Raw genomic sequence first — 25,512 nt, forward strand, 5'->3', positions numbered from 1 at the left:
AGTCTAAAAATTCAGTTGTCCTAGTGACACATTTATGTGTCCCCATCGTCTAGAGGCCTAGGACACCGCCCTTTCACGGCGGTAACAGGGGTTCGAATCCCCTTGGGGACGCCACTTACTTGTTTTTTAATAGGGAAGTGTAGTGTTATTAAGATAAAATCCAAAAATCCAAAAATCCAAAAATCCAAAAATCCAAAAATCCAAAAATCCAAAAATCCAAAAATCCAAAAATCCAAAAATCCAAAAATCCAAAAATCCAAAAATCCAAAAATCCAAAAATCCAAAAATCCAAAAATCCAAAAATCCAAAAATCCAAAAATCCAAAAATCCAAAAATCCAAAAATCCAAAAATCCAAAAATCCAAAAATCCAAAAATCCAAAAATCCAAAAATCCAAAAATCCAAAAATCCAAAAATCCAAAAATCCAAAAATCCAAAAATCCAAAAATCCAAAAATCCAAAAATCCAAAAATCCAAAAATCCAAAAATCCAAAAATCCAAAAATCCAAAAATCCAAAAATCCAAAAATCCAAAAATCCAAAAATCCAAAAATCCAAAAATCCAAAAATCCAAAAATCCAAAAATCCAAAAATCCAAAAATCCAAAAATCCAAAAATCCAAAAATCCAAAAATCCAAAAATCCAAAAATCCAAAAATCCAAAAATCCAAAAATCCAAAAATCCAAAAATCCAAAAATCCAAAAATCCAAAAATCCAAAAATCCAAAAATCCAAAAATCCAAAAATCCAAAAATCCAAAAATCCAAAAATCCAAAAATCCAAAAATCCAAAAATCCAAAAATCCAAAAATCCAAAAATCCAAAAATCCAAAAATCCAAAAATCCAAAAATCCAAAAATCCAAAAATCCAAAAATCCAAAAATCCAAAAATCCAAAAATCCAAAAATCCAAAAATCCAAAAATCCAAAAATCCAAAAATCCAAAAATCCAAAAATCCAAAAATCCAAAAATCCAAAAATCCAAAAATCCAAAAATCCAAAAATCCAAAAACATTCAGTACTTATAAAGATTCTATTTGGTAGCATAAATTTAAACATCCAACTTTATTAGGAGGATTTATGGCAAGTGGATGGGCACGAGACGGTGCAATTCAAGATCAAATTGATGCGAGTGTTAATGACGCCGTACAGTATGCAAGAAGCAATTTAATATCTGGCGCAAGTGCAGAGTTATGTGATGAGTGCGATGAGAAAATCCCACAAGCACGAAGGCTCGCGTTACCAGGAGTGCGCTACTGTGTTGTATGCCAAGCTGCAATAGAAGGTAATGATGCTAGCGCTAAATCGTTTAATAGACGTGGCAGTAAAGATAGTCAGTTGCGTTAAAAAGGTGCTGAAAAGCACCTTTTTATTTAATACCAACCTGCATAAATATTTGAACAATTTATAAAATTAAACCCCCCATAGTTATACCAACCAGCATAAATCTTTGATCAATTTAACGAATTAAATTGCACTATAACGTCGTTAAAAATTTTTTATTTAGAACAACTAGATACAAAAATTATTGCCTAGTCCTAGCGTAATTTTCTTAACGTTAAATAGACCCCATATATAAGCAGATTGGCATTAAGCAAATTGTTATAACTTGAACTAGTTGTTAAGTAATTTAAAATTTACTCATGTCATCTTTTTTCTGAATAAGTTCTATTGAATAACCATCAGGGTCTTTTACAAAAGCAATTTCAGTAGTGCCGCCTTTTACTGGTCCAGGTTCACGACTAACATTACCACCGGCTGCTCTAATATCAGCACAGGCCTTGTAAATATCATCAAACTCAATGGCAATATGACCATATCCATTACCCAGGTCGTAGCTATCCTCGTCCCAGTTATAAGTTAACTCTAATACTGTATTATCTGCTTCGTCGCCATATCCAATAAAGGCAAGAGTGTATCTGTATTCACTGTTATCAGCTCTGCGTAATTCCTTCATACCTAATACTTCAGTATAAAAAGCAATTGATTTGTCTAAATCCGCTACACGCAGCATAGTATGTAATAAACGCATTATTCAGTTCCTTTAGTGATTTTTCAAAGTTCAGTATATTTTTAACTAAGCGCTATTATTAAGCGCATTTTGTGGTTTTTATATGTGTTAGCCATATATGTAGGCGTTACGTACAAATCACAACCTCAATACCATTTAGAGTTGGAAGCTGTTGACGTATGATCCTTATAATTTTACCAATAACATCAATTGTAAATTACCAATTAATGAACCATTTTATTGAATTTTGCATATTTAAATAAAGAACACTCAATTATTGGTCAACCTATTAGTATAAAAAAAGTTACTGATTGTTCAACAAAAGTTAACCTATGCCTGATTGGGTTTGTGATATCTAACTGTTTGTTTTTAATTGATATTAAATTTATTTGTATGTAATTTGTAAAAATATGGGATTTACTTGGTTAACTTATTGGTTGACAAAAAAGGCGTATGGTAATACAGTTTTTGCATACCAATTGGTAAGTTGCTTGGTTTGAGTGAATACAATGTATTGGTAATTAATCAGAGTTACGTTTTGCACAGGTTAATTTATAAATAACTCAAGCTTAAAGTTACTCTACAAATTGAAACAAAGACACAGCGTATTTTAAAGTAGATTTTACTTGTTCTTATAAAAGTATGCGCCACATATTTAGGAGTTATTCATGTCAAAACCAGTCATCGGTTTCATCGGCTTAGGCTTAATGGGCGGCAACATGGCCGAAAATTTACAAAACAAAGGCTATGAGCTAATTGTTATGGACCTTAGCAAAGATGCGGTTGCAGCATGTGTCGCTAGAGGCGCAAAAACAGCAAGCACTGCTAAAGAGCTAGCTGAAGGTTCAGATATTGTTATGTTTTGTCTTACAACTTCTGCCGTTGTAGAAAAAATCATTTATGCAGAAGACGGTATCCTAGCGGGTATTAAAGAAGGTGCAGTACTAGTTGATTTTGGTACTTCTATTCCATCATCTACTAAAAAAATTGGTGCTGATTTAGCAGCTAAAGGCGCAGGCATGATTGATGCTCCTCTTGGTCGTACACCAGCACATGCTAAAGACGGCCTTTTAAACATCATGGCTGCAGGCGATATTGATACATTCAATAAAGTTAAACCAGTACTAGAAGATCAAGGTGAAAACGTTTTCCATCTTGGCGAGCTAGGTGCAGGTCATACAACTAAGCTTATCAACAACTTCATGGGCATGACTACAGTGTGTGCTATGTCACAAGCATTTGCAGTTGCAGAGCTTGCTGGTGTTGACCGTCAACAACTTTTTGACATCATGTCGACTGGTCCATCTAATTCACCGTTTATGCAATTTTGTAAAAACTATGCAGTTGATAATGTTAGCGACCTTGGTTTCTCGATTGCTAATGCAAACAAAGATTTAGGCTACTTCCTACAAATGGTAGAAGACCTAGGTACTGAATCAAAAATCGCTGAAGGTTCATCAGCTAACCTACAAGCAGCGTTTGACGCTGGTATGGGTCAAGGTAACGTTCCTGAAATTTTTGATTACTTCAAAAAGCTAGAAAAGTAATACTTCTCGACCTTATTGAGCGCTTTAAGCTTTTGGCTTAAGGCGCTTTAACACACATGACACCAATTGACTAAAGTCTTTGTGCAATGTCAGCTTTTTTAAATTCTGATGAAGCACTACTTTCAGTCACAACGAAAAAGAGTTAACTATGCGTTTGATTAACACAATAAAGCTTAGTCTAGTTCTCATCGGTTGCATATCCACACAAATAGCGGCCAAAGATTATTTTGTAGAAAGTAAACAAGCTTTTAATGATATCGCAGCTAATCTAGTTGCTGGCGACAAAGTAGTACTTAAAAATGGTACTTGGTCTGACTTCGAAATCCTACTTGAAGGCCAAGGTACAAAAAACTCTCCTATTTTATTGACCGCTGAAACTAACGGTAAAGTAATTTTATCGGGTCAATCGAACCTAAGACTTGCAGGTAAATACCTTGAAGCCTCAGGTTTAGTATTTAAAGACGGCTACACACCGAGCTCAGCTGTAATAGAGTTTCGTAAAAATAAAAATGAATTAGCCTACAATTCACGAGTTACTCAAACAGTAATCGATAATTACAGTAATCCAGACAAACGAGAGTCTGATTATTGGGTTGCATTATATGGACAACATAACCGCTTTGATCATAGCCATTTAGTTGGCAAACGAAATAAAGGTGTGACAGTTGCTGTTCGTTTAAACACTCAAGCAAGTCAGGAAAACTATCACCGCATAGACAACAACTATTTCGGCTACCGTCCTACTTTTGGTTCGAACGGTGGTGAAACCCTACGTATTGGCACCAGCCATTACTCATTAACTGATTCGCATACATTGGTAGAAAATAACTATTTTGAACGCACCAATGGTGAAGTAGAAATTGTGTCGGTTAAGTCAGGTAAAAACATCCTTCGCAATAACGTATTTTATGAAGCGCGCGGTACATTAACGCTGCGCCATGGTAACGGTAACCTTATAGAAGAAAATATTTTTATTGGTAATGGTGTTGACCACACAGGTGGTATTCGCGTTATCAATAAAGATCAAATTGTAAGAAATAACTACCTACAAGGTCTAACAGGGTATCGTTTTGGCAGTGGTTTTACTGTGATGAACGGCGTACCAAATTCATCTATAAATCGTTATCACCAAGTTGAAAATGCGACAATTGAAAACAACACATTTATAAATGTGCGTCATATTCAACTTGCCGCTGGTAGCGATGCTGAGCGTAGCGCTGCACCTAAAGATAGCGTAATGAAAAACAACTTAATCATAAATCAAGATGGTGAACAGCCATTTACAACATTTGATGATGTAAGCGGGCTGGTACTAAGTAACAACATTGCTGATACAAAAGTACTTTCTGAGCTAACGTACGGTGTAAAAAAAGAAAAAATCATGCTTAAAAAAGCAAGTAATGGTCTACTTTACCCAACATCTAAAAGTTTAAATGTAGGTGCAAAGCGTGATTTAAAAGTACTTAAAAAAGAAGATACCGGTGTTAGCTGGTATGCAAAAGTACCTGCTTTAGTTGATTTTGATTCAGGTAAGACACATTCTGTTAAAGCTGATGTAAGTGCATTACTAGACGCTATTGATAATGCCGAGTCGGGTGATGTTCTAGAACTAGCGCCTGGCCAGTATGATGTTTCTAAACTGGTTAAAATTGATAAAACGTTGACAATTAAAGCGAAGCAGAGCACAAAGTCTAAACTTACTTTTCAACGCTCTACCTTGTTTGAAATACATGATGGCGGCAGCTTAAAACTAGATGGTTTATCAATTTCAGGTGAAAACGCGCCAGATGCAATAGGTAACAGCATTGTTCGTACGCAAAAATGGGGTATGGTTGATAACTACCGCTTTGTAATGACCAACTCAGAGTTAAATGCTTTAGATATTAATCATTCATTCCATTTCTTTATCACTGGTAAAGGTGCAATGGCTGACGAAATTATTGTTACAGGTAATACCTTTAATACAGTAACAGGTGACATTTTACGTCTAAATACTGAAATTGAAGACTTAGGTGTTTATAACGCGGAATACGTTATTGTAAATAATAATACATTTAAAGATGTGCAAGGTGGTGTACTTAAGCTTTACCGTGGTGGCAGTGATGAAAGTACATTTGGCCCTCATTTTGAAATGACAAATAACACGCTTAATAACGTTGGCCTTGGTAAGCGTAACAAAGAGCAAGCGAGCATTTATGTTCACGGTGTTCAGGTTACTAATATCAAAGATAATAAATTTGTTAAATCTGCTCCTATTGTTGTAGAGCACACAGTAGGCGAGCCTAAAACTGAAATCTCAGATAATACATTTGATGCAACTAAAGCACCAAGCGTTAAAGAGCTAAGAGTAAAAGGCCCACATACAGCAGTATTAAAAAATAACAACATTTTAAATAAGGCAGGGTAAATACTATGTACTTATTAAAATGCCAAACACGTTTTAAAATAGCGGCTGTAGCAGCACTTACATTACTTACATCATTGGGTGCGCATGCAGCGCACCCAAACTTAGTAATTACTACTGATGACGTAAGTCATATGCGCCAAGCAATAGGCAGCGAAGGTAAATTTTCTACTGCGTTTGAGCTATTAAAAGCGCAAGTAGACGAACAAATAGCTCAACCAATTGCGGTACCTGTACCAAAAGATGGTGGTGGTGGTTATACACATGAACGCCACAAAAAAAATTATCAGCTTATGTATAACGCAGGCATTATTTATCAATTAAGCCAAGATGATAAATACGCAAACTATGTACGTGATATGTTGCTTGAGTACGCAAAATTATACCCAACGCTTGGTCTGCATCCAAAACGTAAAATGGACTCGCAAAATCCAGGTAAGTTTTTTTGGCAAAGCCTAAATGAAGCAATGTGGCTTGTTTACACAATACAAGCTTATGATCTAATTCATGACTCGTTAAATGCCGATAACATTAAAACAATCGAAAATGACTTACTACGTCCTGTTTCGTTGTTCACATCAGTAGGCCAACCGTCTACATTTAATAAAGTACATAATCATGGAACATGGGCAACAGCGGGTGTTGGCATGGCAGGGTATGTATTAGGTGAACCTGAGTGGGTAGAAAAATCATTATACGATTTAGAAAAGTCGGGTAAGGGTGGCTTTATTAAGCAGCTAGAAATGCTGTTTTCACCACAAGGTTACTATAACGAAGGCCCTTACTATCAACGCTTTGCACTACTACCTTTTGTAACATTTGCTAAAGCGATTGAAAACAACGAACCACAACGAAAAATATTTGAATATCGCGATGGCATATTATTAAAAGCGATTGATACGACGATTCAACTTAGCTACAACGGTTTGTTTTTCCCAATTAACGATGCAATAAAAAGTAAAGGTATCGATACCATTGAGTTAGTAAATGGGGTAACGGCAGCGTATGGCTTAACCAACGATGCAGGTTATTTAGATATTGCCAAGCAACAAGACCAAATAATTCTCTCTGGTGATGGGCTAAAAGTAGCTCAAGCACTTGATAACAACATGGCAAAACCTTATTCGTTTAAATCTGTTGCCTTCGGCGATGGTAATGACGGAAATCAAGGTGCTTTAGTTGTAATGAGAACGCAGGTAGGTGGCGATCAAGCTCTACTATTTAAACCTGCTGCACAAGGCTTAGGTCACGGTCATTTTGATAAACTAACATGGCAGTTTTACGATCACGGTAATGAAATTGTATCTGATTATGGCGCAGCACGTTTTTTAAATGTAGAAGCTAAATACGGCGGTCGTTATTTACCTGAAAACGAAACTTACGCTAAACACACTGTTGCGCACAATACGGTAGTGGTTGACGAAACAACGCATTTTAATGCAAATGTTGAAGTAGGAAATAGTAATTACCCTACACTTAACTTTTTCGAAACGAATGAATACGGCACGGTTTCAAGCGGCGAAATAAGCACAGCTTATAAAGGCGTTGATCTTGAGCGTACGCTTGCACTTATTAACTTACCTGAACTACAAAGCACAGTTGCACTTGATATATTTGATGTTGCAGCAAATAAAGCACATCAGCTTGATTTGCCTTTGCATTATAAAGGTCAGCTTATAGATACCAGCTTTGAGCTAAAAGCGAATGCAACACAACTGTCTGCATTAGGTACTAAAAATGGCTACCAGCATCTATGGCTTAAAGCTCAAGCGCAACCTCAAAGTGGTTTAGCTAAAGTAACGTGGTTAAACGAAAATGGTCGCTTTTATACGCAAACGAGTTTGGTTAAAGGTGATGAGTCTTTCTTGTTTACTCAAATAGGCGCAAACGACCCTGATTTTAACTTACGCAACGAAAACGGTTTTATTCGTCGTGTTGAGGGTCAAAAGCATCATAAATTTATATCTGTATTAGAGCCTCACGGTGAATACAATCCAAGTAAAGAATATACGTTAGAAGCTGTTAGTAGAGTTACAAAGCTTGAATATAGTCAGCAGGGCGATTTAACACTTGTTGAACTTGATATTAAAGGCAAGTCATATTTAGTGGCTATTAATAAAGCACCAACCTCAGCTAAAAATACATTCAATTATCAAAATAAAGAGTTCACTTTAAATGGCCGATTAGGCGTTTATATGATGAACAATAATCAGGAGTAAACAGGATGCAAAAGCAAAGCGCAAACTTTTCATTTGGCAGCGAGACCGAAATTGAAGATTTAGGAAATGGTCTAAAACGTCAAATGCTAGGTTATAACGAAGAGCTAATGGCCGTTAAAATTTGGTTTGAGAAAGGGGCTATTGGTTATAACCATGCTCACAGACATTCTCAAGTAACGTATGTTGTTGAAGGTGAGTTTCACTTTAACATTGATGGCGTAACTAAAATCTTAAAACCGGGTGATAGCTGCTTAATCCCTCCATTTGCTGATCATGGTGCTACCTGTCCAACAGGTGGAATCCTGATTGATACCTTTAGCCCAGCGCGTGAAGACTTTCTTGAGGATTAATTATGCAACTTAAAGGCTTACGTTGGTGGGTTATAGCGCTAATTGCGCTAGCGACCATTATTAACTATATAGACCGTCAAGCACTTAGTGTGCTTTGGCCGGACATTGTTGAAGATTTGTTCCCTGATGAATCAGCGCTAGAACGCAAACAAATATACGCTAATATTTCAATTGTGTTTGTATTTGCTTATGCATTTGGTCAAGCCATATTTGGTAAAATATTTGACTGGGTAGGCACACGCTTCGGTTTTGTTTTATCGATAGGTGTTTGGTCTATTGCAACCGTTGCACATGCATTTGCACAAGGTGTACTTAGCCTTAGTATTTTTCGCGCAATCTTAGGTGTAGCAGAAGCCGGTAACTGGCCGGGCGCAGCTAAAGGTAATGCTGAATGGTTTCCTACTAAAGAGCGCGCCTTAGCACAGGGTATTTTTAACTCTGGTGCTGCAATTGGTGGCATTATTGCTATCCCTTTAATTGCATACTTAACTATCTACTTTAGCTGGAAAATGGTGTTTGTTTTTGTCGGTGTATTAGGTTTTCTTTGGTTAGTGCCTTGGTTAATTTTAGTTAAAGCGCCGCCTAGCTCTCATCCTTGGCTTACTGCACAAGAACGTGAATACATCTTAACAGGTCAAAGACGTGTTGATGATAATGGTGATGTAACTTGCGAAGATGAAGAAGAATATAATCCATCTACAGCCGAGCTACTTTCTCGTAAACAAAGCTGGGGCGTAATTATTGCCTCTGCTGCAATTGACCCTATTTGGTGGTTATTTGTTTTTTGGATTCCAATTTACTTAAACGAAGTATATGGCATGGATGTTAAATCTATTGGTATATACGGTTGGGTTCCTTATGTTGGCGCAATGTTTGGCGCATGGTTTGGTGGCTTATTGGCTCAAAACCGACTTAAAGCAGGCTGGAATACAGACAAAACACGTAAGCTAACTATTACGCTGGGTTGTTTAATTATGCTACCTGCGTTACTTGCAATGGCAAATCCAGGTGGACCAACAACTGCGGTACTAATCATGGCTGTTATCTTATTTGGTTTTCAAACTGCAATTGGTAACGTGCAAACACTACCAAGTGATTTACTAGGCAAAAAAGCTGTAGGTACATTATCAGGTTTCTCTGGCATGGCGGCAAAGCTTGGTGCTGTAGGCCTTACATCGCTAGTGCCTATTCTTACTGCTGATGGTAACTACACGCCAGCATTTGTTATTGGTGCTTCTTTAGCCATTATAGCAATGGCAGCTGTTTGGATTTTAATTCCAAAAATAGAACCTCTTAAAAAGCCTCAATAATCTAGATAATAACTGCTATGCCAACATAATCTGTATAAGCGCATAGCAGTTAACTACATAGGGTAACTTCCAAGATGAAAAATATTTACTTTATCGGTGAATGCATGGTCGAGCTTAGAGCTATGAGCGCAGCTACACTTCACCAATCATTTGCAGGCGATGTTTATAATTCTGCAGTGTATTTAAAACGTTGCTTCCCGCAGGTTACTACCTCGGTTGTTACGGCTTTAGGACAAGATAATTTAAGTAAAAAAATGCTTGAGCGCTTTGAAAGTGAACAAATAAGTACACAACTCGTATTTGCTCACGATACCAAAGTACCCGGCATGTATTACATAGAAACAGATGAGCATGGTGAGCGTAGCTTTATTTATTGGCGTAATGATTCTGCAGCTAAAAAGGTTGTTGATTTTTTAGATGCTGATGCACTCGAGCAGCTTAGCCAAGGTGATATGTTTTTCTTTTCAGGAATTTCATTAGCAATAATTGAAGAAAGCGCACGTGAGCAATTTTGGAAAGTGGTAAAGCAGCTTAAAGATGCTGGGGTTAAAATAGTTTTTGATCCTAACTACAGAGCGCGTTTGTGGAATAGTGTAGAGGAAACTAAAGAGCAGTATCATTTAGCCTTTACTCTTGCAGATATTACCCTTCCAGGCGTTGAAGATTTAACAACACTTTATGACGTACATAGCGTAGAAGCGGTTGTTGAATATTTAAAACCTTACCAAATTGAAGAAATTATTGTTAAAAATGGCCCTGAATCGGTAGTGACAAAAGAGGGCGATACGCTTCAAAGCCACACTATAATACCGGTAACAAACGTTGTAGATACTACCTCTGCAGGCGATGCCTTTAACGGTGTTTATTTAGGTGCTCGTTTATCTGATAAATCAATTTCAAGTGCTGTACAACTTGCTGCAAAAGCAGCAGGTGCTGTTATACAACAGCCAGGCGCTATTGCTCCAAAAGATATATTTCAGCTAGCAATGGTTGAAGCTGGTATCTGATACCAATTTTATTAAAAACATGATCACCTTAGCGTATTAAATAACTCACTAACTACGTTAAAAATTATTTATATAGAACAACTATGTATCATAATTTTAGCCTTGTTATTGAGCTATTTTCTTGTCGCTATAATAGCTCATTAATTTAATGCAATTGGTATAACAAAATAATTAAACATTAAAGGCCGCCATACCTCGGCCGCATTACTTTTTATAAAGGAACAACGTTATGACTCGCTTTTCTGAACTTATGTCAGGACAAACACTGCTACCTATAATTCAAGCTGATACGCCAGAGCAAGGTGTTCAAATAGCGAAAGCTATGGCTAACGCTGGCCTTACTTTAGTAGAAGTAGTACTAAGAACAGAGGCATCAATAGAGGCATTAAAAGCTATTAAAGCACAAGTGCCTGAGCTAAAAGTAGGTGCGGGTACAGTCATAAATACTGACATTTTAGAGCAAGCACTTGAAGCGGGTTCTGACTTTATTGTAACGCCAGCGGTTTCTCCTGCGCTACTTACTGCACTTGCTAAATGTAATGTACCAGTACTTCCTGGTGTATCAAACACAGGTGATATTTTAATGGCGCTTGAATATGGCTTTAAAGAGCAAAAATTATTCCCAGCATCGCTTGCTGGTGGAGCACCTTTTGTATCAGCTGTTTCAACAGTATTTAGATCAGTAAGTTTTTGCCCTACAGGTGGCGTTAGCGAAAGTAATAAAATAGACTACCTTTCATTAAATAATGTATTCGCCGTTGGCGGTACTTGGATAGCGAAAAAAGAATGGGTTGAGCAAGAAAATTGGCAAGCAATTACCGATTCTTGTATCCAAGCTTTAAAATAGAAAGGATTTCATAAATGAATTATTTAGCTCCAACAATACTGCCAGGCGTAATCGTTGGCGACGAAGTAAGTGCTGTGTATGAACATGCGCGTACTAATCAATATGCGTTGCCAGCAGTAAATGTTGTTAGTACAACATCTATAAATGCGACGCTAGAAGCTGCTAAAAAGAAAAACTCGCCCGTTATTATTCAGCTTTCTAATGGTGGAGCACAGTTTTTTTGTGGTAAGAGCCTATCTTTACCAGAGCAACAATCAGCGGTGCTTGGGGCGGTAAGTGCTGCAAAATACGTACATATGGTTGCCGCACATTATGAAGTAGCAGTGATGCTTCATACTGATCATGCAGCTAAAAAGCTACTACCTTGGATTGATGGTTTACTTGACGAAGGTGAAAGACACTTTGAACTGACTGGCAAACCATTGTTTAGCTCACATATGATTGATCTTTCAGAAGAGCCTCTAGAAGAAAATATTGAAATTTGTGAACGTTACTTAACACGTATGGCAAAAATAGGGATGACGCTAGAAATAGAGCTTGGCTGTACAGGCGGCGAAGAAGACGGTGTTGATAACTCACACCTAGACAGCTCTTCTTTATACACTCAGCCTGAAGATGTTGCATTTGCATATGAGCGTTTAAGTCGTATTAGCCCTAACTTTATAATTGCAGCGTCTTTTGGCAATGTTCACGGTGTATATAAGCCAGGAAACGTTGTTCTTACGCCAACTATTTTAAAAGATTCACAAGCTTACGTATCAGAAAAATTTAATTTACCAAGCAACTCAATCAACTTTGTGTTTCATGGTGGTAGTGGTTCTGAATACGATAAAATTGCAGAGTCTTTAACTTATGGTGTAGTTAAAATGAATATTGATACCGATACGCAGTGGGCGTGTTGGACAGGTATTTTAGACTACTACAAAGTTAACCAAGCATACCTACAAGAGCAAATTGGTAATCCTGATGGGGATGATAAGCCAAACAAAAAATACTATGACCCTCGCGTATGGCTGCGTCATTCAGAGCAAAGTATGGTTGCAAGACTAGAGCAATGCTTTGACGATCTAAATTGTGTAAATAGGTATAGCGCATGAAAAGACTAAATACAGTATTAAAAGAAGACGGTGTAGATACCGATCTTATTTTACTTATTCGCACAATTTTAGCGACCAGTAAAGAAATTGCTTTTCGAGTAAGCCAAGGTGAATTAGCCGGTGTTTTAGGTTCAACATTGAATGAAAACATCCAAGGTGAAGTTCAAAAAAAGCTAGATGTAATTGCAAACCAACTACTTAAAGACATACTACTTGACGACAGCAGCGTTCGATCAGTTGCATCAGAGGAAGAAGATCATGCGGTAGGTGGCCATCCTGAAGGTAAGTTTATTGTTGCTTTTGACCCACTAGATGGCTCCTCTAATATTGATGTTAATGGGCAAATAGGCACTATATTTACTATTTACTTAGCCCGTGATGATGTTGCCTTCGACAGCGACGAGCAATTTAGTCAGCCTGGTGTAAATCAAGTATGTGCAGGCTATGTGTTATACGGCCCTTCATCATTACTTGTAATGAGTACTGGCGGTCCAACGCGTTGTTATACATTAGACTCAACGCATGGCGGTTATCTACTGACAAATAAGCAGTTGAGTGTGCCAGAGCAGAGTCGTGAATTTGCCGTTAATATGGCTAACTACCGTTATTGGGACGAACCGACACAAGTGTATTTTGATAAATTGCTTTACACCTGTGAAAGCTTTGAAAAAAGCTCAATGCGTTGGAATGCAGCGATGGTAGGCGACGTTCATCGTATATTATGCCGAGGCGGGTTATTTTTGTATCCGCAAGATAAACGCAGTGGTAACGATAACGGAAAAATAAGACTGCTTTATGAAGCAAACCCGTTAGCGCTTTTAGTTGAAAACGCAGGTGGTAAAGCAACCTCTAGAGGAACGCGTATTTTAGATATTGCGCCAACTAGCTTGCATCAACGTGTGCCTGTTGCTTTGGGCTCAAATGAGCCTGTAGAGTTTTATAATAAAGCTATGTTATAAAGCATCACTTAGTATATAAATAAAGTAGGGGGCAAGATAATAGCCCCTACTTTTTAACAATTTATTTAACGCATTTCTAATATCCACTTCCCTCACTCAATCGGTATCAGAACCTAATTTCTTAAAAACCTATTAAGTAACAGCATTAATCAATCCTTCAAACTTGGGTGTTATTAGCTCCGAGTACTTAGTTTTATTTGATTTAATTTTACTAATCATTCCTTGTTCTTAATTATTAGTATTCTTCGCTTTAAACCTATCTTACATCATGGTAAAGCCGTTAAGTGGCAATTGGTATACCTGTTGGTAACATTTAAATCTCAAATTGGTTGATCATCGTGCTGCGTTTAAGTATATTAATGTCAAAGGTCACATAAAATAAACATCAGCATAACAAGCTAACACACTAAAATCACACAACAACAACCAGCGGAGAATTCAAATGTCGTTGAAGTCACTAGATAGTAATAACTCTACAACAGGGCAGTTTGCAATGCGTCCAGTTGCAAAATGGGTAAGAACAGCGGTCATCGCAGGCATGACAAGTTCTTGCGTATTCACAGCAAGCGCACAGGAAGATCAGGGAAAAGCGACAGAGGTTGAAGATGACGTTGAAATAATTAGCGTTACAGGTACCCGTAGAACTATACAAGATCAAATAGCGATCAAGCGCGAGTCAACAACCGTTGTTGATGGCTTATCATCAGAAGACATTGGTGATTTACCAGCACTTTCTATCGGTGAAGCACTTGAATCAATTACAGGTGCTGCATCTCACCGTGAAAATGGTGGCGCAACAGAAATTACTATTCGTGGTCTTGGGCCATTTTTAAGTGCAACTCACATCAATGGCCGTGAAGCGACCAATGGTAGTGGTGACCGCTCAGTTAACTTTTCACAGTTCCCTTCTGAACTTGTAAAAAAAGTAGCAATTTATAAAACGCAAGATGCGTCAATGATTGAAGGTGGCGTTGCAGGTGTTATTGCACTTGAAACTATAACTCCACTTGATTTTGGCAAACAACGCGTATCAGCTGAAGTTAAATTAAATTACAACCCAGACGAAGGTAACGTAGATAACTCGCTTCAAAGTGACGCGGGTTACCGTGGCACGTTTAGTTATGTTGATCAGTTTGAATTTGATAATGGCCAAGCCGTTGGTGTGTCGTTTGGTGTACAGCGCCAAGAAATTAGTCAACCAGAAGCTGAATACAGAAGCTCTAGCCCATCTGGTTCTTCACTATGGGCGTGTTTAAACGATCCTAATAATACCAACGAAGGTTTTTATCGTAGCAGCGCAGGCGACTGTGAAGATCAAGTTAGTGGTAGTAGCAACCAAGGTTACGATACAGAAATTGATCCTGAAACGGGTAAAGCAGTAAGTGATGGTACTCCTTATGCTTGGACTGGCAGTAGCCGTAGTTACCGCCAAAACGAGACATCAGATGAGCGTGATGCAATGTTTTTTGCACTGCAGTACCAGCCGTCAGCTGATTGGGATGTCAACATTGATGCACAAATTTCAGATAGAACACAACAAGAAGCACGCCACGATTTAATCTTTTTACAAAAACGTGCTACACCAGGTGTAACCGGTCCAACACTTGTAACTAACGATGTAGGCGGTATATTACATTGGGAAGGTGAAGAGCGTATTGAATCAGCGGGTGAGCAATTCTCTCGTGAAGAAAACTATCAAGGTTATGGCATAAATATAGAACATACAGTTACTGATAGATTAACTGTTGATTTAGATTTAGCGTACTCAAAAACAGAACGCGAAGAACTTCAAATATCTAACCGTGGTAGAACATCAGACCGAAATTTCTTTTCTTGGGATATGGGTGATGAAATCCCTCATTTCACATTAACAGATTTTGACGTAACAGATATTTCAAACTTTACAGATAGCTTAAGAACACGACTTGACCGTGAAAATGTTCGTGAAAACGAAGTTATTTCAGCGCGCTTAGATTTTGACTATATTCTAGATGGTAATGTTTTCACCAGTATTCAAGGTGGTATTAGAACATCTGAAATGACCTTTCTACAGTATGGTGGTAGCCAAGGTAATGGTTCACGAAATGAATACACGCTAGACTCAGGCACTGAAGCACTTGACGTATTACAAGGTTGTCAAATTGACTTTCCGGAATCAGGCTTTTTATCAAGCGTATCTGATGGGGATATTGTAACAAATGTCGATAGTGACGGTAACGTTGTAGATAGCGGTACAGGTTCATCATGGGCTACATACGACAACGTATGTTTCTCACAAGCTGTAGCTGGTTCTAACGCTGATGGTGTGTTTGCTTACCCAGAAGTTGAATATGAAAATGCAGGTACAATTGATGTAACAGAAAAAACAACATCAGTGTACTTAATGGCGAATTACGATACTGAAATGTTTGGTAAATTCATTCGCGGTAACTTTGGTCTTCGTATTGTAGACACAGAAGTAACTTCGATTGGCTTTAGAAATAGCTTTGACGTAGTAACAAGCGACACCGGTGTACTTTCTCTGGTTGAATCTGATAATGGTTCATTGGATAAAATAAAAAGCGGTGGTGACTACACGAAGTATTTACCAAGTTTTAACCTAGTTATTGACTACAGTGAAGATATTTTATTCCGTGCAAGTATATACCGTGGTATGTCACGCGCAGATCCATCTGATTTAGGTTACAGCCGTACATTCCAAGAAGATACAGAAGGTACAGCAACATCAATCAGCGATTTATTAGTGGGTGTAAATGGTTCTGGTAATCCAGACACTCAACCGCTTATGTCGTGGAACTACGATGCTGCGTTTGAATGGTACCCTAACGAAGATTCAATCTTAGCGTTAAGCTTATACTACAAACAGTTCAACGGTGGTTTTCAACAACAAACAGTAATTGAAGATTTTACTGTTGCCGGTGAAACTGTTTCATTACCAATTACTAACTCTGTTACATCAGATGAAGACAGTGAAATACTAGGTCTTGAAGCTTCATTTTCTTACCGCTGGGATAACGGCATCGGTATGAAATTTGGTTACAACTATGCAGACACTGATTTTGAGTTCCAAGATAGCTTATACGGCGATACGTTTGAGACTGACGTAGATGGTAATACTACACAATTAACTGATGGTATTATTGAGTCGGCCTCAGTGCCTGGTTTCTCTAAGCATGTATTTAGCAGCCAGCTCTACTACCAAATTGGTGGATTTGATACTGCTGTTATTTACAAATATCGTAGTGAGTATTTTCAACCGTATACTACAAATGGTACTCGACTTCGTTATGTTGATGGCGTAGGCGTATGGGAAATGCGCGCATCATACAAAATTGATGAGCACTTCAGAGTTAAAGCAGAAGCAATTAACTTGTTCAGCGCACCTAAATCACAAGATTTCTTTGTTGAAGGTAACCTAGGTGAAGTGAATGACTACGGCCCACGCTTATTCTTAGGCTTAAGCTACAAGCTGTAATAATAGTTAAAATATTATAAACATTAAAAAGGCGGTTTTACCGCCTTTTTTCATGTTTATAATTCAAGTTAGATTAGTTATGTAGACTGGTATGTGCCAGTGTAGGACGGATAAGCGAAGCGCCATCCGACACAGTAAAATACCTTGCCAATTATCATCAACATTTTATGTTGTCGAGTGGCTGAACTCACAGCCCAAAGCAAACAAAAAATCTAGCCCGTTTGAGCTTCAAACTCACACAAACCTTCAATGTTACAGCGGCAATATCTTACGATACTACCGCCAGTAATAATGCTCGCGATAGTATTAAACCAATACCTTTATTTTTTAACTTTTCCCTTAAGAACATAAATTTCACCATCGAAACTGCCTTGAATTGTTAGCCCTTGGCTTGCCAACTCTTGCAAATATTCGATATGATCATTAGTAATATGCTGGCCCGGTACTAAAAGCGGAATGCCCGGTGGATATGGAGTAACTAAACCGGCACAAATGCGATTGTTACTTTTGCTAATAGGCACAGATTCGCGGTCGCCATAAAAAGCATCGCTTGGAATACACGCCAAGTCGATGGCTGGTAAATTTTCAGGCAAGCGAGCTCTGCGCGTCGATTTCGATAGTTTTACCTTACCGCTGTCTAGCTTTTTCAACGCATTGTACAAACGAATTATTTTTGAGCGCGTGCCGCCAAGCGTGAGTAAAACTAAAATGGTGCTGTGTGTGTATTTTTCTATCTCTAGCCCAATTTCATCCAGTAAGTATTTATGAATATCTTTTAATGAGTAAGGTAGCTCACTAATATCAATAAGGATCTTTAATGGATCGTGACCCATATTATCACCACTAAAATGCGGGAATATTTCCATAAAGTCTTGCTTAGCTAATACTTTAATTTGCTTAAGCGAGGCCATCTGTTGTTTAAACTCCTCAACATGATTTAGCAGCGCATTGAGCAACTTGTAGCCTTCCATCTCTAATTGCTTTTGGCACACGTCAAGCGATGCAATAAGCTGATATTTAGGCGATGTACTAGCGTAGATACTATAAATCTCTCGAAAGAAATCGGCATCAAAATCGGGGTCGTTAATATGAATATAAGACGCTTGAGAAAACGCCGATACTACTTTATGCGCCGAATGCGTAATGTAGTCAGCCCCAGCATGTATTGCAGAATAATGACGAAAGCTAGGATGAAACAAAGAGTATGCAAACCAGGCTTCATCTATAAACACTTTAATACCATATTGATGAGCATAATCTACGACTTGTTTTAGGTCGCTAAGCAGGCCATCGTAAGTACAACCGGTAAGCACTAGTAATTTAGCATCAGTATTGTTTTCAATTGCTAATTTGATGTCGGCCAACGACGGTGGCGCGAAAATGCCATATTTTGGATTTAAGATACTCGCCAAATAAATGGGGTAACTAGCTGATTGCAAGATGCCATAGTGTACTGACTTATGGCAATTACGGTCGACAATTACTTTATCTCCCTTGCGCAGGAGTGTCTGCAAGATGATTTTATTTGAGGTAGATGAACCATTTGTAACAAAATAGGTGTGCTTAACTTCAAATGTCGCCGCAGCTGATTCTTGAGCGCGACCAATGGTATTGGTGCTGTCTGACAATGAACCTAGCGAGTCTACCGAAACCGACAGGTCGCCAACAAATACATTGCGGCCGTAAAACTGATAAAAATCTTTGATGTAAGGTGAGTTTCTAAAGCTGGAGCCACCGCTATGACCCGGTGTGTGCCAAGAGTCGTTTGCTTCACCGACGTAACGACGATACGCGGTCCAAAATGGTGTTTCAGAGCGATCGTCAAAATCGTTGATCATATAACCTAAAATCGCTTCTGGGTCAGAAATTACTTCATCTTTAAAAAAGAAGGATTCGATTTCTTCTGATTCGTTAACGATTTCCAGCCCTTTGGTGTCGTCGCCGATAACATAAACCGGTAACTCAAGACGAATTGCCTTTAAATCCTCGATAAAGCGACTATACATCCGCTCACCCACTTTGTTGTGCATATCCCAGCTTAGAACCACGGCTTGAATATCACCATCTTCCTCTACATGTTCCAACGCGTGTTTAAGCTCGAGGCATTCAATAATATCGATATGAATATCGTCTCGCTCAAAGTTAGGAATGGTCTTTGACAGATTAGTTGAAAGCCCTTGTAAAGTGGCTGGGTCTTGCTCAATTATCAAGATACGAAGTAGAGGTAGCATAGAGGGTTTCGCAATAAAATTTTATAATGCTCACTAGCATAACCAAAGGAGTGAGACTTGTGAAATTAATACTTTGATAATGTTTTAATAATTGTGCAATTTCACTAACATGCCCTCACGTATAAAATGTTTTATCTAGATGGATTGATAGGCGCGGCTTTTGGGGTTTGTGCTTTGTTGCGCGAGGTAAACTCGCGACTACAGGGGGTGTTATATTTGTAGGCGGGGCTTTATGCCGCGCTTTTTGGGGTTTTGAGGCTTGTGCTTTATTGCGCGAGGTAAACTCGCGACTACAGGGGAGTGTTATATTTGTAGGCGGGGCTTTATGCCGCGCTTTTTGGGGTTTTGAGGCTTGTGCTTCATTGCGCGAGGTAAACTCGCGACTACTTACCGCGCTTTTGGGGCTATTCAGTTTTTTCTTTAAACTCACATAAGTCTTCAATAATACAGCTGCCACACTTTGGTTTACGTGCTACGCAGGTGTAGCGCCCGTGTAGTATTAGCCAATGGTGAACGTCTACTTTAAATTCTTTTGGTACAATCTTTTCAAGCTTTTGTTCTACAGCGACAACATCTTTACCCATGGCAAGCTTGGTACGGTTAGATACACGAAATATATGTGTATCTACGGCTATTACAGGCCAGCCAAAGGCGGTATTGAGTACAACATTAGCTGTTTTACGGCCAACGCCTGGTAGAGCCTCTAACGCTTCACGATTTTCTGGCACGATGCTGTTATGTTCATCCACCAAAATTTGGCACATTTTGTACACGTTGGCAGCTTTAGAATTAAATAAGCCAATGGTTTTTATATAATCACGCAGTGTGTCGTGCCCAATATCTAAAATGGCTTGGGGTGTATTAGCAACAGGGAACAACTTTCGAGTGGCTTTATTCACACCTACATCGGTTGCTTGCGCTGAAAGAGTTACTGCTACTAGCAACTCAAACGGGCTTGAATATTCAAGCTCTGTAACTGGGTGCGGATTATCTTCGCGCAGGCGCGACAGTATTTGGTGACGTTTTTCTTTATTCATGCAACTTAAAACGTATTAGTGCTAATTGTTGCTCTAATACGTTTTCCCCTTAAGTTAAGCTAGTAACACGTGCTCGAGGAGCTTTTTCAGCCTCTGGCGGTGCAACTTGTTTTGATTTTATTTGTGCGTCAATTACGTTTTTTGCAGCAATAAGTAGCCCAAGCCCTAAAAAGGCACCCGGTGGTAAAATTGCCAGTAAAAATTGATTATCAAAATTAAATACTTCTATGCGCAAGCTCTGTGCCCATGGGCCAAGTAATAAGTCGGCACCGTCAAACAGCGTACCTTGGCCGATTAGTTCGCGCATAGTACCTAATACTAACAGTACAGCCATAAAGCCTAAACCCATCATTAAGCCGTCAAATGCTGATAAATGAACAGGGTTTTTAGAGGCGTAAGCTTCGGCGCGGCCAATAATGGCGCAGTTAGTTACAATCAACGGAATAAAAATTCCTAATGATTGATATAAACCAAAGGTATAAGCGTTCATAAGTAATTGAACTATTGTTACAAAGCCCGCGATGATCATTACAAATACAGGTATACGAATATCTTTTGGCACCCAGTTACGCACAATTGATACGGTAACATTTGATCCTATTAGTACGAGTAAAGTTGCTAAGCCTAAACCTAAGGCATTTGTTACAGTTGAGGTAACGGCAAGCAGTGGACATAAACCTAAAAGCTGTACAAGGGCAGGGTTATTTACCCACACACCTTCTTTGTATAATGTTTTTAACTCACTCATTTAGCTACCTCCAAACATTCGGCATTAGGTGCTGCAAAAATATCATCAAAATTAGTTTGTGCGAACAATACGGCATTTTTTACAGAGCCCACAACAGCACGTGGCGTTATGGTCGCGCCTGTAAATTGATCAAACTGGCCGCCATCTTTTTTTACAGCCCAGCGAGCGTCTTCTTCGCCTTCAACCGTTAAGCTTTTAAATGTTGTGATCCAAAGTGATTTTTTAACTTCTACTTTGTCGCCTAAACCAGGGGTTTCTTCGTGTTTAGTCGTACGCACGCCAGCAATAGTGCCGTCGCTCAATACAGCTGTTAATAAGTTAATATCGCCACTGTAGCCGTTTGGCGTAACATGCCTAATAACAACAGCGACTGGTTTATTGTTTTTACGAGCACGGTAAATTACTTGGTTTGCGTGTGGGCCTAGTTTTTCGTCAGTAATAATTACGCAATCTTGTGATAATTGATTGTCGTACGATTTTGGGTCGAGCACTTCTTGTAGCTGCGCAGTAAGTTGCAGTTGTTCTTGCTCTGCAATTTTATCGGCAGTAAGCGCGTTGATAGAGGCAACTAAGCCCGTTGTTGCTAAAGCAAACGCAGTTAAAATAGCACCATTTTTAGCCATTGACGAAATGATCATTTTACTGCTCCATGGCCATAAGTACGTGGCTGTGTGTAGTAGTCGATTAGCGGCACTGCAATATTAATCAATAATACGCTAAATGCGATGGCATCAGGAAAACCACCAAAGGTACGAATTAAATAAATTAGTAAGCCAATTAGCGCGCCATAAATTAAGCGCCCTTTGTTAGTTGTTGCTGCAGATACCGGATCGGTTGCTATAAAAAAGGCCCCCATCATAGTGGCACCACTTAATAAGTGAAATAGGGTGCCCGGCTCTGTACCAGGTGATGCGATATAACCAATAGCACTACATACAGCTAAACTTGCGATAAAACTTACAGGAATATGCCAGTTAATTATTTTTGCTTTTAATAAGTATAAACCACCCACCAAAAAGCCTAAGTTAACCCACACCCAGCCAAGGCCAGCCCATTCGTTAAATAATGGCTTTTGCATGCTTTCGGTAACGGTTAAACCGTGTGCTATGTCTGTTTTAACAGTATCCAGCGGTGTTGCCATTGTTAGGCCATCAACCCCTGCACGTACTTGATCAAGGCTAAACCCAGAGGCCGTAAAATCGGTGAATATTAGCCTTAGCTGATCAGCAAAGCCTATTGGCGTATTTATTAAATCGGTAACAGGCAACCATGCGGTCATTTGTACCGGAAACGAAACTAAAAGCAGTACATAAGCCGCCATTGCTGGATTGAATAAGTTAAACCCAAGGCCGCCATAAAGCTGTTTAACTATAACAATAGAAAATAAACAGCCAATAACGATTATCCACCAAGGGGCAAGTGGTGGAATACTCAGTGCCAATAACACGGCAGTAAGCCACGCACTGCCATCACTTAATGCAGGCCAAACAGGGCGCTTTCGTATTAGCATTATTGCAGCTTCAAATACGCTTACAGCAACAAGCGCGAGCACCAGTTGAATAAGTACACCGGTTCCAAAAAAGAAAACTTGAGCAATTAGCCCAGGAATACACGCAGCAATAACGCTAAGCATTAATCGCGTTAACGATTTATGGCTGTGATTATGCGGCGAACTGGCCATGGTTAATTTCATGACTGATTATTTCCTTCTTTTTGTAACTTTTTAGCTTTTGCTCTCGCAATTGCAGCAGCCACGGCGGCTTTTTTCTTATCGTCGGCTGATTTAGGTTTATCTGCGTTAATAAGAACTGATGAGTCATCGGTGTTACTTTCTGCACTCTTAGGTGCTGCGCTATCAACTTGTAGCTCTTGGGGCTGAGTTTGTTCGGTATCTTCTAGTGCTTTAGCCGCTTTTTTAGCTTTAGCACGAGCTATGGCCGCAGCTACCGCTACTTTTTTATCATCAACGGATGCCGCGCTTTGTGGCTCTTCACTCACGGTTTGCTCGGTTTCTTCTAATGCTTTAGCTGCTTTTTTGGCTTTTGCACGAGCAATGGCCGCCGTTACTGCTGCTTTTTTGTCATCAACAGGGGCATCAGTTTGTGGCTCTTCACTCACGGACTGCTCAGCGTCTTCTAATGCTTTAGCCGCTTTTTTGGCTTTTGCGCGAGCAATGGCCGCCGCTACGGCTGCTTTTTTGTCATCAACAGGGGCATCAGTTTGTGGCTCTTCACTCACGGTTTGCTCAGCGCCATCTAATGCTTTAGCCGCTTTTTTAGCTTTTGCACGAGCAATGGCCGCCGCTACCGCTGCTTTTTTGTCATCAACAGGGGCATCGCTTTGTGGCTCTTCACTCACGGTTTGCTCAGCGTTATCTAATGCTTGTGCTGCCTTTTTGGCTTTAGCACGAGCAATGGCCGCAGCTACCGCTGATTTTTTATCATCAACAGGGGCATCGTTTTGTGGCTCTTCACTTACTGTTTGTTCAGCGTTATCTAATGCTTGTGCTGCTTTTTTAGCTTTAGCGCGGGCAATGGCTGCAGCGACTGCTGATTTTTTATCATCAACGGGTACAGTATCGGCCGATTCATCTGTTTGAGATTTTTGCTCTTTATATTTACGCGCTTGTTCTTTACGTAGTGCGCGCTCTTTTGCTACTTCGCTGTTGTCAGGTTCTAATTCAGCAGATTGATCGCCTAGCTTTTTAGCTTTAGCGCGTGCAATAGCGGCTGCAACAGCTGATTTTTCATCGCCGTTATCTGATTTATTTTTAACGCGGGCTAGTGCCTCTGCTACTTTTTGCTTTTCGTCAGCAGATTTAGCGGCAGGTTTACGTTTGTGGCGGTTTTGACGTTCTTCTTGCTCGCGATCTAAACGCTCTTTTCGTGCATCAAAACGCTCTTTTGCTCTGTCGGCTTTAATTTTGTCAGCTTGTTGTTCTTTAATTTCAACTTTGGCTATACGGTAGTACTGTACAAGAGGGATTTCGCTTGGGCACACATATGCACAAGCACCACACTCAATACAGTCAAATAAATTATGCTCTTGTAGCTTGTCGTACTCTTTTGATTTAGCAAACCACTGCAATTGCTGTGGTAATAAAGAAGCAGGGCAAGCATCAGCACAAGCACTACAACGTATACAGGCTTTTTCAGGGCCGGGCTCCGCTAGCTCTTTATGATCAGGCGCTAAAATACAGTTAGTTGTTTTAACTATGCCAATACGTACTGTGGGTAGCGTAAAGCCCATCATTGGGCCGCCCATCACAACACTTTGCTGCGGTACAGGCGAGAAACCTTGGCAATCAAGTAAATGCTTTATTTCAGTGCCAAGTAGTGCCCATACATTCCCAGGCTTATGAATAGTGTTACCTGTTACCGTAACTATACGTTCAATGAGTGGTTTACCTTCATAAACGGCTTGTTGTACGGCAAACAAAGTCCCGGTGTTATGCACTAAAATACCAATATCGGCTGGAATACCAATGCTAGGAACTTCACGGTTAGTAAGTAATTTAATTAATTGCTTTTCACCGCCAGATGGATAAATAGTTGGCACCGTTTGAATAATAATTTTTGAGTTATGCTCAGCTGCTTGCTTCATTGCTGCAATAGCTTCAGGCTTGTTATCTTCTATACCCACAATGCACAGTGTTGGGTTTAAAAGTTGCTGCATTATTTCAATGCCTTGGATAACTTCTTTAGCGTGTTCGCGCATTAAAACGTCATCGGCAGTAATATAAGGTTCGCACTCAACAGCATTTACAATCAAAAATTCGATAGGTTGCTTGGTATCTGCTTTTACATAAGTAGGAAAACCAGCACCACCCATACCGCTAATACCGGCTTGGTGAATAATATTTATAAGCTCGTCATGACTAAGCTCAGCAGGGCTTTTATTTTTATTTAGATCTACCCATTCGTCTTTGCCGTCTGGTTCAATAATAACACTTAGTTCAGGTAGGGCCGATGGATGTGCTGATGGCATAGGTGCAATATCAGTAACCACGCCAGAGCTTGGCGCATGCACAGGTACCGACCAGTTAGCAGCAGGCGCTGTAAGTGGTTGGCCTTTTAAGACGTGTTGGCCTTTTTCTACCAGTAACTTACCGTTTGCGCCTATGTGTTGCTTAAGCGCAACAATGAGTTTGTCGGGCAAAGGTAGGCGAGTGATACTCGCACTATTAGAGAGTGATTTTTGTTGTGGTGGGTGTATGCCGCCAGGAAATGCCCACACGGTGCCTTTTTTTATTTGTTCAAGTAACTTGTCCACTCA

The 25,512-nt window shown here is 39.4% G+C and carries 19 protein-coding genes and 1 tRNA gene; 13 read left to right on the forward strand and 7 right to left on the reverse strand.

Translation table 11 applies throughout. The annotated features are described in order from the left end of the window. The first annotated feature begins 38 nt into the window (after window positions 1-38). The 3 genes from I6F40_RS11625 to I6F40_RS11635 all read left to right on the forward strand — a co-directional run bounded on the left by I6F40_RS11625 (window position 39) and on the right by I6F40_RS11635 (window position 1,342). A tRNA-Glu gene (locus tag I6F40_RS11625) sits at window positions 39-114 on the forward strand. Continuing rightward, on the forward strand, window positions 103-1,023 hold the full coding sequence (locus tag I6F40_RS11630) for a hypothetical protein (RefSeq protein ID WP_197192962.1): 921 nt from the start codon (window positions 103-105) through the stop codon (window positions 1,021-1,023). Before I6F40_RS11625 ends, I6F40_RS11630 begins: the two co-directional genes overlap by 12 nt. A 52-nt stretch (window positions 1,024-1,075) precedes the next feature. Next, the gene (locus I6F40_RS11635) at window positions 1,076-1,342 is read left to right on the forward strand and encodes a DksA/TraR family C4-type zinc finger protein (RefSeq protein ID WP_007585315.1); all 267 of its coding nucleotides are present in this window, start codon (window positions 1,076-1,078) and stop codon (window positions 1,340-1,342) included. Between the two features lie 283 nt (window positions 1,343-1,625). Here I6F40_RS11635 and gloA read toward each other — a convergent pair whose 3' ends face one another. After that, window positions 1,626-2,027, reverse strand: a complete 402-nt coding sequence (gene gloA / locus I6F40_RS11640; protein ID WP_166379483.1) for a lactoylglutathione lyase — start codon at window positions 2,025-2,027, stop codon at window positions 1,626-1,628. A gap of 647 nt (window positions 2,028-2,674) precedes the next feature. Between gloA and I6F40_RS11645 the strand changes: the two genes are divergently transcribed. The 10 genes from I6F40_RS11645 (at window position 2,675) to I6F40_RS11690 (ending at window position 17,221) form a co-directional block, all read left to right on the forward strand. After that, window positions 2,675-3,553, forward strand: a complete 879-nt coding sequence (locus tag I6F40_RS11645; protein ID WP_007585320.1) for an NAD(P)-dependent oxidoreductase — start codon at window positions 2,675-2,677, stop codon at window positions 3,551-3,553. A 148-nt stretch (window positions 3,554-3,701) separates the two neighbouring features. Beyond that, window positions 3,702-5,960, forward strand: a complete 2,259-nt coding sequence (locus tag I6F40_RS11650; protein ID WP_166379481.1) for a polysaccharide lyase 6 family protein — start codon at window positions 3,702-3,704, stop codon at window positions 5,958-5,960. A gap of 5 nt (window positions 5,961-5,965) precedes the next feature. Continuing rightward, the gene (locus tag I6F40_RS11655) at window positions 5,966-8,176 is read left to right on the forward strand and encodes a heparinase II/III domain-containing protein (RefSeq protein ID WP_166379479.1); all 2,211 of its coding nucleotides are present in this window, start codon (window positions 5,966-5,968) and stop codon (window positions 8,174-8,176) included. Window positions 8,177-8,181: 5 nt separating this feature from the next. After that, on the forward strand, window positions 8,182-8,526 hold the full coding sequence (locus I6F40_RS11660; RefSeq protein ID WP_166379477.1) for a cupin domain-containing protein: 345 nt from the start codon (window positions 8,182-8,184) through the stop codon (window positions 8,524-8,526). 2 nt (window positions 8,527-8,528) lie between these two features. Continuing rightward, window positions 8,529-9,836 carry an MFS transporter gene (locus I6F40_RS11665; protein WP_166379475.1) on the forward strand — a complete coding sequence of 436 codons (1,308 nt, stop codon included), beginning with the start codon at window positions 8,529-8,531 and terminating at the stop codon, window positions 9,834-9,836. A 74-nt stretch (window positions 9,837-9,910) separates the two neighbouring features. Next, window positions 9,911-10,843 (forward strand): sugar kinase, encoded by a 933-nt coding sequence (locus I6F40_RS11670; protein WP_166379473.1) that lies wholly within the window; start codon window positions 9,911-9,913, stop codon window positions 10,841-10,843. Between the two features lie 229 nt (window positions 10,844-11,072). Continuing rightward, a complete protein-coding gene (gene eda, locus I6F40_RS11675) occupies window positions 11,073-11,690 on the forward strand; it encodes a bifunctional 4-hydroxy-2-oxoglutarate aldolase/2-dehydro-3-deoxy-phosphogluconate aldolase (protein ID WP_166379471.1) in 618 nt (205 codons plus the stop codon). A gap of 14 nt (window positions 11,691-11,704) precedes the next feature. Then, window positions 11,705-12,787, forward strand: coding sequence for a class II fructose-bisphosphate aldolase (gene fbaA, locus I6F40_RS11680; protein ID WP_166379469.1), 1,083 nt, complete (start codon window positions 11,705-11,707; stop codon window positions 12,785-12,787). After that, on the forward strand, window positions 12,784-13,746 hold the full coding sequence (locus I6F40_RS11685; RefSeq protein ID WP_166379467.1) for a class 1 fructose-bisphosphatase: 963 nt from the start codon (window positions 12,784-12,786) through the stop codon (window positions 13,744-13,746). Before fbaA ends, I6F40_RS11685 begins: the two co-directional genes overlap by 4 nt. 442 nt (window positions 13,747-14,188) lie before the next feature. Next, window positions 14,189-17,221: a TonB-dependent receptor gene (locus I6F40_RS11690; RefSeq protein WP_166379465.1), complete on the forward strand. Its 3,033-nt coding sequence runs from the start codon at window positions 14,189-14,191 to the stop codon at window positions 17,219-17,221. Between the two features lie 320 nt (window positions 17,222-17,541). Here the strand turns inward: I6F40_RS11690 and I6F40_RS11695 are convergent, their stop codons facing one another. From I6F40_RS11695 to rsxC, 6 genes are all read right to left on the reverse strand, one after another. Then, window positions 17,542-19,452, reverse strand: coding sequence for an aminotransferase class V-fold PLP-dependent enzyme (locus tag I6F40_RS11695; RefSeq protein WP_166379463.1), 1,911 nt, complete (start codon window positions 19,450-19,452; stop codon window positions 17,542-17,544). Between the two features lie 404 nt (window positions 19,453-19,856). After that, a complete protein-coding gene (gene nth, locus I6F40_RS11700; RefSeq protein ID WP_166379461.1) occupies window positions 19,857-20,489 on the reverse strand; it encodes an endonuclease III in 633 nt (210 codons plus the stop codon). Between the two features lie 49 nt (window positions 20,490-20,538). Beyond that, window positions 20,539-21,237, reverse strand: coding sequence for an electron transport complex subunit E (locus tag I6F40_RS11705; protein ID WP_197192963.1), 699 nt, complete (start codon window positions 21,235-21,237; stop codon window positions 20,539-20,541). Next, window positions 21,234-21,875, reverse strand: coding sequence for an electron transport complex subunit RsxG (gene rsxG / locus I6F40_RS11710; RefSeq protein WP_166379459.1), 642 nt, complete (start codon window positions 21,873-21,875; stop codon window positions 21,234-21,236). Before rsxG ends, I6F40_RS11705 begins: the two co-directional genes overlap by 4 nt. Beyond that, a complete protein-coding gene (gene rsxD, locus I6F40_RS11715) occupies window positions 21,872-22,930 on the reverse strand; it encodes an electron transport complex subunit RsxD (protein ID WP_002962268.1) in 1,059 nt (352 codons plus the stop codon). The genes rsxG and rsxD overlap by 4 nt, the downstream gene beginning before the upstream one ends. Continuing rightward, entirely contained in the window at window positions 22,927-25,509 is a 2,583-nt protein-coding gene (rsxC, locus tag I6F40_RS11720) for an electron transport complex subunit RsxC (protein WP_166379457.1), read from the reverse strand. Before rsxC ends, rsxD begins: the two co-directional genes overlap by 4 nt. Window positions 25,510-25,512: the final 3 nt, after the last annotated feature.

The sequence above is a fragment of the Pseudoalteromonas sp. SWXJ133 genome, from assembly GCF_015864365.1.
In the GTDB taxonomy this organism is placed as follows: Bacteria; Pseudomonadota; Gammaproteobacteria; order Enterobacterales; family Alteromonadaceae; genus Pseudoalteromonas; species Pseudoalteromonas arctica.

Coding starts and splice junctions, on each gene's coding strand:
- I6F40_RS11635 (WP_007585315.1), top strand. CDS start 1,076: ATGGCAAGTGGATGGGCACGAGACGGTGCAATTCAAGATCAAATTGAT.
- gloA (WP_166379483.1), bottom strand. CDS start 2,027: ATGCGTTTATTACATACTATGCTGCGTGTAGCGGATTTAGACAAATCA.
- I6F40_RS11645 (WP_007585320.1), top strand. CDS start 2,675: ATGTCAAAACCAGTCATCGGTTTCATCGGCTTAGGCTTAATGGGCGGC.
- I6F40_RS11650 (WP_166379481.1), top strand. CDS start 3,702: ATGCGTTTGATTAACACAATAAAGCTTAGTCTAGTTCTCATCGGTTGC.
- I6F40_RS11655 (WP_166379479.1), top strand. CDS start 5,966: ATGTACTTATTAAAATGCCAAACACGTTTTAAAATAGCGGCTGTAGCA.
- I6F40_RS11660 (WP_166379477.1), top strand. CDS start 8,182: ATGCAAAAGCAAAGCGCAAACTTTTCATTTGGCAGCGAGACCGAAATT.
- I6F40_RS11665 (WP_166379475.1), top strand. CDS start 8,529: ATGCAACTTAAAGGCTTACGTTGGTGGGTTATAGCGCTAATTGCGCTA.
- I6F40_RS11670 (WP_166379473.1), top strand. CDS start 9,911: ATGAAAAATATTTACTTTATCGGTGAATGCATGGTCGAGCTTAGAGCT.
- eda (WP_166379471.1), top strand. CDS start 11,073: ATGACTCGCTTTTCTGAACTTATGTCAGGACAAACACTGCTACCTATA.
- fbaA (WP_166379469.1), top strand. CDS start 11,705: ATGAATTATTTAGCTCCAACAATACTGCCAGGCGTAATCGTTGGCGAC.
- I6F40_RS11685 (WP_166379467.1), top strand. CDS start 12,784: ATGAAAAGACTAAATACAGTATTAAAAGAAGACGGTGTAGATACCGAT.
- I6F40_RS11690 (WP_166379465.1), top strand. CDS start 14,189: ATGTCGTTGAAGTCACTAGATAGTAATAACTCTACAACAGGGCAGTTT.
- I6F40_RS11695 (WP_166379463.1), bottom strand. CDS start 19,452: ATGCTACCTCTACTTCGTATCTTGATAATTGAGCAAGACCCAGCCACT.
- nth (WP_166379461.1), bottom strand. CDS start 20,489: ATGAATAAAGAAAAACGTCACCAAATACTGTCGCGCCTGCGCGAAGAT.
- I6F40_RS11705 (WP_197192963.1), bottom strand. CDS start 21,237: ATGAGTGAGTTAAAAACATTATACAAAGAAGGTGTGTGGGTAAATAAC.
- rsxG (WP_166379459.1), bottom strand. CDS start 21,875: ATGATCATTTCGTCAATGGCTAAAAATGGTGCTATTTTAACTGCGTTT.
- rsxD (WP_002962268.1), bottom strand. CDS start 22,930: ATGAAATTAACCATGGCCAGTTCGCCGCATAATCACAGCCATAAATCG.